Source organism: Mycoplasmopsis columbinasalis (genome assembly GCF_900660705.1).
GTDB classification, from domain to species: Bacteria; Bacillota_I; Bacilli_A; order Mycoplasmatales; family Metamycoplasmataceae; genus Mycoplasmopsis; species Mycoplasmopsis columbinasalis.
In genome coordinates this window covers 41280-54034 of record NZ_LR215043.1, presented here as the reverse complement: position 1 = coordinate 54034, position 12755 = coordinate 41280, and the positions used below count along the sequence as shown (strand labels likewise).

At 32.5% G+C, this 12755-nt stretch carries 12 protein-coding genes; 9 read left to right on the top strand and 3 right to left on the bottom strand.

The window, feature by feature from the left end; all coding sequences use genetic code 4:
• The first annotated feature begins 54 nt into the window (after positions 1 to 54).
• The 6 genes from EXC55_RS00135 (at position 55) to EXC55_RS00110 (ending at position 7091) form a co-directional block, all read left to right on the top strand.
• The gene (locus tag EXC55_RS00135) at positions 55 to 1677 is read left to right on the top strand and encodes a hypothetical protein (protein ID WP_129622680.1); all 1623 of its coding nucleotides are present in this window, start codon (positions 55 to 57) and stop codon (positions 1675 to 1677) included.
• Entirely contained in the window at positions 1655 to 2791 is a 1137-nt protein-coding gene (thiI, locus tag EXC55_RS00130; RefSeq protein ID WP_129622679.1) for a tRNA uracil 4-sulfurtransferase ThiI, read from the top strand. Before EXC55_RS00135 ends, thiI begins: the two co-directional genes overlap by 23 nt.
• A gap of 54 nt (positions 2792 to 2845) precedes the next feature.
• Complete coding sequence (gene eno, locus EXC55_RS00125; protein ID WP_129622678.1) at positions 2846 to 4219, top strand: phosphopyruvate hydratase; 1374 nt, start codon at positions 2846 to 2848, stop codon at positions 4217 to 4219.
• A gap of 66 nt (positions 4220 to 4285) precedes the next feature.
• Positions 4286 to 5248: a prolyl aminopeptidase gene (gene pip / locus EXC55_RS00120; RefSeq protein ID WP_129622677.1), complete on the top strand. Its 963-nt coding sequence runs from the start codon at positions 4286 to 4288 to the stop codon at positions 5246 to 5248.
• Positions 5249 to 5326: 78 nt separating this feature from the next.
• Complete coding sequence (locus EXC55_RS00115; RefSeq protein ID WP_129622676.1) at positions 5327 to 5815, top strand: hypothetical protein; 489 nt, start codon at positions 5327 to 5329, stop codon at positions 5813 to 5815.
• 37 nt (positions 5816 to 5852) lie between these two features.
• A complete protein-coding gene (locus tag EXC55_RS00110) occupies positions 5853 to 7091 on the top strand; it encodes an AEC family transporter (RefSeq protein ID WP_129622675.1) in 1239 nt (412 codons plus the stop codon).
• 58 nt (positions 7092 to 7149) lie between these two features.
• Here the strand turns inward: EXC55_RS00110 and deoC are convergent, their stop codons facing one another.
• The 3 genes from deoC to deoD are packed head-to-tail and all read right to left on the bottom strand — an operon-like array spanning position 7150 to position 9832.
• Complete coding sequence (deoC, locus tag EXC55_RS00105; protein WP_129622674.1) at positions 7150 to 7818, bottom strand: deoxyribose-phosphate aldolase; 669 nt, start codon at positions 7816 to 7818, stop codon at positions 7150 to 7152.
• A 9-nt stretch (positions 7819 to 7827) separates the two neighbouring features.
• On the bottom strand, positions 7828 to 9120 hold the full coding sequence (locus tag EXC55_RS00100; protein ID WP_129622673.1) for a thymidine phosphorylase: 1293 nt from the start codon (positions 9118 to 9120) through the stop codon (positions 7828 to 7830).
• Position 9121: 1 nt separating this feature from the next.
• Entirely contained in the window at positions 9122 to 9832 is a 711-nt protein-coding gene (gene deoD, locus EXC55_RS00095; protein ID WP_129622672.1) for a purine-nucleoside phosphorylase, read from the bottom strand.
• 426 nt (positions 9833 to 10258) lie between these two features.
• Between deoD and EXC55_RS00090 the strand changes: the two genes are divergently transcribed.
• The 3 genes from EXC55_RS00090 to EXC55_RS00080 are packed head-to-tail and all read left to right on the top strand — an operon-like array spanning position 10259 to position 12754.
• Positions 10259 to 10819 (top strand): hypothetical protein, encoded by a 561-nt coding sequence (locus tag EXC55_RS00090; RefSeq protein ID WP_129622671.1) that lies wholly within the window; start codon positions 10259 to 10261, stop codon positions 10817 to 10819.
• A complete protein-coding gene (locus tag EXC55_RS03310) occupies positions 10726 to 11499 on the top strand; it encodes a hypothetical protein (protein ID WP_165001855.1) in 774 nt (257 codons plus the stop codon). The genes EXC55_RS00090 and EXC55_RS03310 overlap by 94 nt, the downstream gene beginning before the upstream one ends.
• Positions 11489 to 12754: an MFS transporter gene (locus EXC55_RS00080; protein ID WP_334294994.1), complete on the top strand. Its 1266-nt coding sequence runs from the start codon at positions 11489 to 11491 to the stop codon at positions 12752 to 12754. The genes EXC55_RS03310 and EXC55_RS00080 overlap by 11 nt, the downstream gene beginning before the upstream one ends.
• Position 12755: the final 1 nt, after the last annotated feature.

Sequence of the window (12755 nt, the reverse complement as noted above, 5' to 3'; positions counted from 1 at the left end):
TTGCTAGTTGAGAAAAGAAAATATAAATAATTATTCAAATGTATAATTGTTTTTATGAATAAATACCTAATTGCTTTAATTGTCCTAGGTGTTTCCATTGCTATTTTTGCTCCGATTTTTATTTTTTTGTTTTATCGTCGGTTTCAGTTTAACAAAATCTACAAAAAGTTTTTAAATTGGGAAATCAAACTAGAAACAGAAACTAACTGAAGAACAACTACAATTCGTCGTTTTATGGTCTTAGGTAAAAACCAACCTAAGTTAAATTTGCGTTGTGATATGCTAAAAAAAGAGCACGAATTATGCGAAGAATTGAAATATAAAATTAAAGATTATTTAGATCAACTTTATATCCTTTATAAAAAATATGATTTAAAAAAGATTAAGTTACTAGATCAAAAATATAAAAACGTTTTTGATAATTATTTAAAACGATCAAAAGAATTTCATCGCATCGATGATGATGTGAATTACAACTGAGAAATTATCGAACAAGAAGCCAATTTTTCTTATCAAATTTTAAATTCGATTCAAAATTATTTAGAAGACAACAAAGAGTATTTACCCCATTCGTTCGCAGAAATGTATGCAAAAGTTAAAGAATTTCGTTTTGAAGTTACCCGTTTGGAAGAAGAAAAAACGACAAAAAATATTGCGCAAGTAACAATTGAAATGAGTGAAAACAAACGCAAAATTTTAAATTTTTGTAAAAAAGTAGCCAAATTAAAACAATTTGAATATTTGCTTTACACACATATTGCGAATGAAATTTTCGAATTAAAAAACGAATTTTCAACTGCTGATCCTGAATTTTTGGAAGTATTAAAAAGTTATAAACAACTTTGTGATAACTGAATTAAATTACATTATCAAATTGTTATGAATTATCTTGAAGAACTTTTAGGTTTAATCAAGAAATTAAAATTTAAAAAAATTCGTAATTTAACTTCCCAAACAACAGTCGCGCAAATTACACATCAAGTTGGAGTGTATGTTGCACAGTTAGAAACACAGCTCCAAAATTCAAAACATAATTTTGGCGAAAAAAACTTTAATAAAATTTTGCAAAATTTCACAAACTTTAAAGTATTCATAACAACAATGTCACAAAAAACGAATTACAGTTTGCAAGACGAAACAAATTTATTAACTTTTCTTTATGAACTGAAAAATTTTGTGTACAAAATTAACTATTTTAAAAACTATGAAAAAATTAAAATTTGTAGTTATTCAAATTTAATGAATTATGTACAAATAAGTTACGGAGTCTATTTATACGCTTGCAGTAATTTTAAATATTTGGAACAATCCGCACAAAATAAATTAATCTTTCAACAAACTCAACAAGCCCAACGTGATTTTGATGATCTATTTGAAAAATTAGTTAATCCAGAAACAAAAAATGTGGAGATGATTTATAATTCTCAAGTGTGAAAAGAAAAAGAAAAAACGTTAATAAATTTTTTCAAGTTGACTTTTAAGCCTTATTTTTACCATTCGATGGCGAAATATTTAATTAAAAATTCATATTTAATCCGAGCTCAAAATGAAAAATTTCAACAACTCGTTGTTGAAGCGAATGCACATCTCCAAAGTTCAAATCATCAAGAAGCTTATCGTTTACTTGCTCTCTATTTAAAAAAGGAAAGAAAAAATGTACAACAAAATTCTCATTAGATACGGCGAACTTACACTTAAGCATAACAATCGTCAAAGTTTTATTGATCAATTAGCTTGAAATGTGACTCAAATTGTTGGAACTAAGCCAGAAAAAGGTTTTGATCGTATGTTTTTACCTTATTCAGAACATAACTTAACACAATTAAGTTATGTTTTTGGTATTTCATCATATTCACCAGTAATTGAATGCGAAAATGATTTTGAAACAATTAAGCAAGCAAGTAAAAAACTAATTACTTCTGAAGTCAAAACCTTTAAAATTGCTGCTCGAAGAAATAACAAAGCTTATTTTCTCACTTCGCAACAACTTAATAATTTGTTAGGTGAATTTTTATTAGAAGAATTTAAACACTTGCAGGTTGATGTTAAAGCCCCTGATTTGGTAATTAATGTTGAAATTCGTAAAAACAACGCTTATCTTTTTGGCAAAGAAATTCGTGGCCTAGGTGGCTTGCCTGTAGGTATATCGGGCACGACCTTACACTTGATGAGTGGTGGTATTGATTCTCCGGTGGCAGCTTTTGAACTAATGAAAAGAGGTTTAAAGGTGAAATTTTTAAGTTTTATTTCACCACCGCAAACAGATGAGAAAACAGTAAACAAAATCGAAAGATTAGTGCAAGTTCTAACTAAATACCAAGGAACAAGCGAAATTTTGTTTGCCGATTATAGTAAACTTCTAAATTACATTTATTTAACGTCAAATGAAAGTTATCGTATCAACTTAATGCGTCGTAGTTTTTATCGAATTGCATCCCAAATTGCTGTTAAAAATCAAATTTTTGTTTTGTCAAATGGTGAAAACCTTGGTCAGGTTGCTTCGCAAACACTTGAAAGTATGGCCACAATCAATTCACAAACAAATTTGTTGGTGCTAAGGCCGCTAATCACACACGATAAAATCGAAACTATAAACAAAGCAAAACAAATTGACACATACGAAATTTCGATTGAAAAAAGTAATGAAACTTGTGAATTGTTTGCGCCGAAAAAACCTGTAACTAAGCCTAAAATGACACAAGCGCAAGAATTAGAAGCCGAGTTAGCAGCATTGCCAGAACTTGAAGCACAGGTGGTGGCAGAGGGTATTCAAATTAGCAAAATTTGCTAAAAATTCAATAAAATATATATTACTTTTATTCTGATGTTTAAAAAAGGAGAACTAATGAGTCAAATTATTACGGTTCAAGCAAGTGAAATTTTGGATTCAAGAGGAAATCCAACAGTTCGTGTGAAAGTGCTGTCAGCAGACGGCGCTGTAGGTATTGCCAGTGTTCCATCAGGAGCTTCAACTGGCTCAAAAGAAGCACTGGAATTGCGTGATAAAAACACACCATTTGCTAATCAATGATTTGGTGGTAAAGGCGTGCAACAAGCTGTTAATAACGTAAACGAAGACATTGCCGCGTTGTTTGATGACGAACTATTATTTGCACAAGAGCAAAGAAAAATTGATAATTTAATGATTGAAGCTGATGGTACAGCTACAAAGAAAAATTTTGGTGCTAATGCAATTTTGGGAGTTTCTTTAGCCGTTTCACGAGTTGCCGCTGAAGAAGCTAACTTACCACTTTATCAATATTTAGGTGGTCTTGACGCTAGAGTGTTACCAGTGCCAATGCTAAATGTTTTAAATGGTGGCGCTCACGCTTCAAACACAGTGGATTTTCAAGAATTTATGATTATGCCATTGGGCTTTGATACTTTTAGTGAAGCACTAAAAGCAGCAAACAAAGTATTTCACACCTTAGCAAAAATTTTGAAGCAACACGGGCATGGAACTTTAGTAGGTGACGAAGGTGGTTTTGCGCCAAATGCCAAAAGCCACGAAGAAGTTCTTGATTACCTTGTGGAAGCAATCAAAGCAGCTGGTTTTGTTCCTGCTACAAGCGGTAAGGGTGCAATTGCCATTGCACTTGATGCTGCTTCATCAGAGTTTTATGATGCCGCAAAGCAAAAGTATGTTTTCAAAAAATTACAACATGCTATCGACCAAAAAACTCCAGGTTTTGAACACCTTACTAAGGTTAAACTTGAGTTTACAACTGATGAATTGTTAACTTACTACGGTGCTTTAATAGAAAAATATCTAATTATTTCAATTGAAGACGGTTTTGCTGAAGATGATTGAGAAGGTTTTGCTAAATTTACCGCACAATATGGTCACAAAGTTCAAATTGTTGGTGACGATTTAACAGTGACAAATAGTCAATATTTACAAAAAGCTATCGATACTAAAGCAATTAACTCAATTTTGATTAAATTAAATCAAATTGGTACACTTTCTGAAACTATTGATGCAATTAAACTAGCGCAAAGAAACGGACTTACTGCGGTAATTAGCCACCGTTCAGGTGAAACTGAAGATACTTACATTGCTGATTTAGCCGTTGCATTCAACACAGGTCAAATTAAAACTGGTTCACTCTCAAGATCAGATCGTGTAGCCAAATACAATCGCCTTTTAGAAATCGAACAAACACTTGGCGAAGATGCTGTTTATTGAGGTGCAAAAACCTTCTACAACCTTAAAAAATAACTTTCTACTCTTGTAATTAAAAAGTAACTTAAGTAATTTAAGTTGCTTTTTTATAATTTCTTTACTATGAAAAAGACATTCGAAAAATACTTACATCCTGCAATCGAACCTTATGTTCAAGGCGAGATGGAAACTTATGATGGTGAGTTTATTTATTATGAACTCTGTGGCAATCCACAAGGAATTCCTGTCCTCTTTTTACACGGCGGACCTGGCGGCGGACTAAGACCACATTACCGCAGATATTTTAACCAACAAGCCTATAACATAGTTTTATTCGACCAAAGAGGCTGCGGTAAATCATTAAAAAACTCAGAGTTGACGCGGAACACCACGCAAAACTTATTAAAAGATATTGAACAATTAAGAACTAAATTAGGCATTGAAAAATGAATAGTTTTCGGTGGTTCTTGAGGTTCAACTTTAGCTTTAATCTATGCGATTCACTATCCTGAACGAGTGAGTGCTTTAGTTTTGCGGGGAATTTTCTTAGCGCGCAAAAGTGATATTGACTGGTTTTACCAAGAAGGCGTTGACTCAATGAAGCCAGTTGAATTTGCTAATTATGTTTCAATTTTAAGTTCAGAGCAACGCAAAAATATTAAAGAAAGTTACTACGAATTAATGCAACACGGCACCCCAGAACAACAAAAGCAAGCATTCATTCACTGGGCGCAGTTTGAACAATTACTTTGTAGTGCTAAACAACAAAAACTTGGTGCATTAACCAAACAAGCTTACAAAGAAATTCGTGAAATTGCTTTGATTGAAAATTGATATTTTCACAACAATATTTTTTTACCAGATAACTTTATTTTAAATAATGTTGCAAAAATCAAACACATACCAACTTTCTTAGTGCACGGCGAACTTGATTTTGTGTGTCGTCCACTTGCGGCATTTGAATTACACCAACAACTGCCAAATTCACAACTTTTTCTCTTACCTAAAACAGGTCATGCGCTTAGTGAAACTCTGATGACCAAAAAATTAATTGAAATTATGGAAAACTTAAAAACGCAATTTTAAGCAGTTTTTTCATCGAAATTTCTATTTTTTGTAAATTTTCTCCTTTTATCTTTAGAGTTTCTAAAGTAAAATTTTCCTATGCCAAATTTCAAACAAAGAATTGTTGAATCATTTACACTTAAACGTTTATTTTATTTGCTCGGAGTTACTGTAGTCGCAATTGGATTAGGCGTCTTAACTTACTTGCTTAATTCCAACAAAGTGCTCGTTAATAAATCAAAATATTCCCATTCCAGAGTCATAAGCGATACTTTAACAGTCTTAGGGTCAATACTAATTTTAGGTGCACTCCTTGGTATTATTTTTAACTCTAAATTTTTTGCTAATGCTTTTTTTAAATTCAAAAATCGAAAAGAAGACGCACGCATTCGTGGTTTACTTGATGAAGCTCGATTAAAAAAACAAACCGAAGTGCGTAAGTTAAAAGTAAAAACGCTAGAGAGACAACTTAATGATCAAACGCAAGCACGTTTGACACAAACTCGTTTAAGTAACTTTCCTTATTATTTAACAATTTTAGTAGGTTTAATTTTTGTTTGCATTGGTATTCCGTTTGCTTTAACTTAAGAAAAGAAAGTATTAAAGTATGTGAAAAGATTTTATTATGTTAATGAGAACACAAGGAATGTGAGGCGCTGTCTTTGCAACTTTTGTGTTCGTGGTGCTTGGTTACTGAGCGTCTAGGCGGAAAATATTTACGCCTGAAATAAATAAAAAGTTAGCGCAATTCACTATGATGTTCTTGCTGCCAATGCTTACTTTTACTTCCTTTATGGTCAATACTAAAGCTGAAAGTTTGATTGAAATTGGTGTAGTCTTGGGCTTGAGTGCCGTCTTTTACTTGGCGTGTGCAGGTTTAAGTTCTTTGATTGTAAATTATTATCCGAGGTTAATTCCTAGGTTTATTACACGCAAAGCGGAAGCGCTGTATGCACAACTCGCAGCAGCCAACAAGGAAGAAGACTTTAGTAAATATCGCGCTGCCTATGTTCGTTCGTACCAAGCGAAATTGTCAACTGCGATGATGATGCTTTCGTACGGTAGTGTCCAACTTTTTGCTACTCCTTTAGTAATTGGAATGCAAGGCAGTATTTTTGCCGAAGATGGTTTTGCCCTTGCGCTCCTTCAAATTTGAAACATTCCATTTTTAATTGGTGTGACTTCCTACATGCGAATTCAGTACACTGGAGAAAAGTTCACGCGTAAAAGCGTGAAATCACTCTTTAAACAAATTTTTTCACCAATTTTCATTGGTGCCTTGTTGTCATTGTTTGTGTGATCATTGCAATGAATTCCTGGACTTGATACTTGGTTTGTTAGTTCAGAAGGTGGCTTGCCTTATTCTAAAGTGATTACAGAAGTCGAAGCTGCCACTAACCCTAAAGCCTTTCAGTTCTGAGGTGGTTTTCTCAGCGAAGTGTCAGCACTTGGAACAACTTTAACTACCGGTGTGAAAATTGTCTCACCAATCTCGTGACTCTTAATCGGTGGTTCACTAGCTCATACTAGTTTACGCGAAACTATTCGTGATAAGTCGGTGTGATTTGCTTCGTTCCATAAACTAGTAACGGTTCCATTTGTAATGTTTCTACTTGTGATTCTCTTACTTTTACCGACAATTGATAGTCACGGAACTAAACTCATTACTACTTCTACCGGTGTGTTAATTGTCTTAATTAGCGCCACGCCACCGGCTACTGGGTGTGTAACCTATGCAGTAGCTTTTAACCACCCGCACGCTAAGTTTACTTCACAGGTTTCATCCTTAAGTACGCTCTTAGCAGTAATTACAATGCCACTGTGAATTATTATTTCCAAATTAACTTTTGACGCTGTGGTATAGACTTAAATCAAAAAAGAGAGACATTAAGGTCTCTCTTTTTTTCGTTAGTAAGAGTTAATTAGTAAGCATTTTTGTCAGCTTGTGTGTTTTCAAAAATGTGTACAGATTTGGAAGTACCAAAGCGAGTGGCGCCAGCTTGGTACATTTGTTCTAAGTCAGCAAGTGAACTAATGCCACCAGCGGCTTTAATAGCAATTTGCCCTTTGGTTGCGGCAGCCATAATTTGAATATCTTTTAGTTGTGCACCGCGTGAACTAAAACCAGTTGATGTTTTCACAAAATCAGCGCCGCTTTTGACTACTAATTCAGTTGCAAGCGCAATTTCTTGGTCGGTAAGTAAAGCAGTTTCGATAATAACTTTTAAGATCTTGCTGCCACAAGTTTTTTTGACAGTCATAATGTTGTTTACCACTGTATCATAGTGCTGTTCTTTAAATGCACCAATATTCATAACCATATCGATTTCGCTTGCTCCTAAGGCAATGGCTTCACTAGCTTCGTAAGCCTTGACTTGTGGCAAGGAAGCTCCTAAAGGGAAACCAACAACGCAAGTGATGCCAACAGACGAACCTTTGAGTTTTGCTGCCACATATTCAACTCAATAACTATTAACGCACACGGTTTTAAATTTATATTTAAGTGCTTCGGCAACTAATTTATCAATTTCTTTACTAGTTGCTTCAGGTTTAAGGTAAGTATGATCGATTAATTGAAAGTATTTTGTCATTTTATCCTTCTAAAGTTTGGTCAAAATAATTGAGTTTTCTACTGGTTTATCCACAATACTAAAAGCTTGTGCTAGTTCAGCTACTAAATTAGGGTCAATTGGTTTTGATGAGTAAAGTGTAAAGAGTAAGTCGCCAACTTTGACTTGATCATTAGTTTTTTGGTGTAACGTAATTCCAGCTTCAAAGTCAAGTTTGTCTTGCTTGGTGGCACGACCAGCACCTAGTTTCATTGCTACCCGGCCAAAAACTAAGGCATCAAAAATGTGTAAAAAGCCTGTGCTAGTAGCTTTGACTTGTAATTCGTGAGCTGGGCGTCAGAAGTTTTGGGCTTCAAGCGCGCTAAAGTCTCCACCTTGTAATTCGACAAATTCTTTGAACTTTGCTCTTGCACTACCATCAGCGATGACTTGATCAATCATTTTGATGGCTTGTTCGTGATTAGCGGCAACTTTGGCTTGTTCTAAAATTGTTGCACATGATGAGTAAACTAACTCACGGTAGTCGGGAGCTGAATTTCCTTCAAGCATTTGTAAAGCTTCCAACACTTCGTTTTTATTACCAATTTGGCGACCAATGGGACTGTTCATATTGGTGATTTCGGCACGAACATCAACATTTAACTCTTTCCCGATGTTGATCATCGTTTGTGCTAGTTCAGTTGCTTCGGCTAGTGTTTTCATAAAGGCACCCTTACCGCATTTAACATCTAATAAAATTGCATCGGCACCGGTAGCAAGTTTTTTTGACATAATACTTGAAGCAATCAAATGCACCGACTGCACTGTACCAGTCACATCACGCAAGGCATAAAGCATTTTATCAGCAGGTACAAGGTCTTTTGATTGTCCCATAATTGCAATGTTGTGAGTTTTAACTTGTTCAATGAATGCTTGTTCACTCATTTCCACACTAAAACCAGGAATCGATTCAAGTTTATCAATTGTGCCACCAGTGTGTCCGAGTCCGCGGCCTGACATTTTAGCCACAGGAACACCAAGTGCGGCTAAAATTGGAGCAACAGATAAAGTGGTTTTGTCACCAACACCACCAGTAGAGTGTTTATCAACTTTAATACCTGGAATTGATGCTAACGATAAAACTCGACCTGAGTGCATCATAACTTTGGTAAAGTAAGCTAATTCTTCACTTTGCATTCCGTTAAAAACCACTGCCATCAAAAAGGCTGACATTTGGTAGTCTGGAATGGCGCCTTTAACATAATTATTGATAAGAAAATCAATTTCTTCGTGTGTTAAAGTTTGATTAAAGCGTTTTTTTTCAATAATGTCTAGTGCCCGCATACTAGTCCTCAAGTGCTAAACCAAGAGCAATTTTCATCATATTTGTAAAGGCTGTTTGCCGTTGTGCTGGCGAAGTTTCTTCGTGAGTTACAATGTTATCGCTAATTGTTAATAAACACGCAGCTTTTTTGCCAAGTGCTTCAGCGTTTGTAAATAGTGCGTATGATTCCATTTCCACAGCAATTGCCTTTGATTCTTCAATTCTTTGTGCAAGTGGAATTTTAGAATAGAACACATCTGATGAGTGAATTCTGCCTTTAAGCACAGGAATGTTTAATTTGTGAGCTACATTTTCAATTTGTTTGTTAAGTTCAACACTTGGCATTGCCACTTGATTCGAGTCACCCAAAACAGCTTGGCGATAGTATGATTGGTCAGAGTAGGCTTCGGTAACTAACATTGTTTCATAAAGTTTAATTTCAGGTAAGTATGCACCAGTGGTACCGATTCTTACAATTTTTTCAACGTCGTAAAATTTAAATAGTTCGTAACTATAAATTCCCATTGATGGGCAACCCATTCCCGAGCCAGCAATTGTTACTGGTTTACCTTTGTATGTTCCGGTGAACATAAACATATTTCTTACTTCGTTCACTAATTTAAAACCAGGGTCTAAAAAGGTTTCTGCAATAAATTTTGCTCTAAGAGGGTCGCCGGGCATAATTACCAACTTGGCGATTTCCCCTTTCTTTGCATGAATGTGAGGGGTCATAAAGTAATTCTCCTTTAAAATTGTGAAAAATTTTAATATCTAGTCCAAACTACGAAAAATGTAGTTGAAATTTAGCTAATAAATTATAATTCTTTATTTTTTAAATTGTTATTTATCGCCTGTGGCATAACTTCTACGCTGAAATTTTTGTTTGCTTACTACTTTATAGATAAATACAAAAAATTGTTAATCTGAAAAAATTAATTCCTTTTCTTCTTTAGTTAATGTAATTTTAGTAAGAAAAAATGAAAAAAAGTCTGCAAAACTTAAGTAAAGAAAACTGACAATTTTTATGAAAAATTTTTTTCGGAGTTTATTTTTCACCTAATTTTTTATCAGAAAAGTATAATGATCAATCTTTCTTTTTGTGTTAAAACAAAATTACTTAACTTCAGAAGAAAATATAAGAAAGAATGGAGCAGAAAAATGAAACAAGTTAACTTAAGTCCTAAAATTAAGAGCATTTTAAACAAAATCGAATCATATTTAGAACTTTTTAATACGCAACACGATGCTAATGTTAAATTTGTTATTAAAGGCAGTGTGGCAAATAATTATTTTTCTGAAAATTCTAGACCACCTGTCGACGTGGATGTTTTCTTTTTGAATAATTATGACGAAAATAACATTGAATTCTTAAAGTTTTTGGCTGAAAAAGAAATTAGAATGGAACATTCAGATGTCAATTTGAATGTCTTTTTGATAAACGGTGTAAAGTTCGAAATTATTATGCTAGAACATTTTACTAGTGACGAATTTTTTCACAAAACCACAAAATATAAGTGGCTTTTGTTTTTGAAACCAAACTTTTCACTAATACAAAAATTGTTTTCAATTTCATATATCGATTCAAATTTTTTTATGCATAATAAAAACGCAAAAATAAAAAGTTTTTGTTTTGATGTAAACGAATTTTTAAAGAAAAACGATATTTTAACTGTTTTTCTAATGAAGTTGAAAGAAAATTCATTAAACAGTCATTATTAAATAACTTTTTTATAACGAATTTTTACGAATATAACAGTAATCTCATTTTAAGTTACTCGCCATCTCAACAACTAAAAGATGAATCTGAAATTGTATCTACCAAAGTTACACAATGATTTGAAAAATTAAAAAAAGAATTTTATGCATCATTAAATCTTTTAGAACAAATTAGTAATAAAAAACCTCAGCTTTTTGACTTTTGTAGAAAATTTATGCAAATCCCTACTGACAAAAAAAGAGAAGACTTTTTTATTTGAACAAACAAGGTTTCTAACATAAATAGTTATTTATTTCAATTTTTTGATAAGGAAGTTACTAGTTTGTCGTCAAAATTCACTCTAAACACTCGAAATCAAGAAAGTTTTTTAATTAATCACCAAACTAATCAACGTATAGACTTAGAAATGTTAAAAGATAACAATTGAATTAATGAAGGCTTGATTCTTTTTGGTGAAAAAAGTGTTCTTTTTGATAAATTGATTAACATTTTTCAAAAATATGGAATTCTTTACAAATTAGTTAACAACAATGTTGATTGTGCCGAACAAAATTTATCAAATAAAAATTCCATCACAATTGCTATACCAGTGAGCAAAAATGATGATTTCAATTCAAAATTAATGTTTAAGAATCTTTTTTATATGATGTTTATAATCGGAGCATTAGAAAATGAACTTTAAAATAAATGCAACTAAATATGTTTCGTCGCTGACAATTTCATTTATAGGTTCAGAATCTTTTAAATTTGCATCAAGTATATATATTTATAGAATAACAGGTGATATTTGATTAGTATCATTGCTGTATTTATTAATTCAATTGCCATCAATGTTTGTTTATTTCGTAAGTCCTTGGTTGGTAAAAAAATTTAAGAATGATCGTTTAGCCTTATTTTTGCGTGATATGACAAGCTTAGTTTCTTTAGTCTTACCAATTGTCCTATTTTTTACAGTTGATAAATATAGTTTTTCGATGTCTTTAATAGGAATTAGCACATTTTTGGGTTTAGTACATTCTTTTAGATTTATTTATTTAAAGAATATTATCTTTTTCATTTCAAAAAATAACGAAGAGATGAAAAAGTACAATACTTTTTCTTCACTCGCAACATCTTTAGGTGTAACTATTTCTTTGTTTTTTAGTTATTTCTTGTACAACAAACTTGAATTCTTTTGGTTAATAGTATTCAATATGTTGACATATATAATTTCAGGTTTTTTGTATTTTTCACTTAAAACTAGCAAAGAATCAGCTATTTTTCACAAAAGTGAATTTAATAAAAAAACAAATTTAAAGAAACATAAAATTTTGTCTTGAATTTATATTCTTGCTGGGTCAGCTATTATTGGTTTTTTCACTTTTCCAAAAACACAAGGACTAACACAAATTTTTGACTTTATGAAAAATGATTACAATGTTGAAACATGAGGTTTTTACATTAGCTTAATCTTTTCTGTTTTCGGCATTTTAGGAACAATCATTACTTTGATGTTACTTAAAACCAAGCGGTTAAAAACTAAAAAAACATTAGTAGAATATTCGTTATGTGCGATTATTTTGCTTAGTTTAATTTTAGTAATTGTCTTTTTCGCGAACTCGAAAAATGAAGTTATGTTTTTTACCTTTGTAAGTATTGTGAGTTTGCATCAATTACTTTTTTCAATCTTCTTATCTTATTTTTACAGTAACTCGTATGAAATGTTCGATCAAAAAAGTTTTCACAAACAAAATGGTTATTCAATTGTTTTTAGAGTAGTGTTATCATCGATTTTATTTGTATTATTTACGCTCTCATCTAAACAACTCGACTATCGTTACACCTTTGTGTTTTATGCGGCATTACTACTCCTTTTTACAAGTTTAATAATAATTTCAACGTTTTTACGCAGACGCTACAAAAAAGTAGAAACAGAACAGAAGAAAGAAATTATCTAAA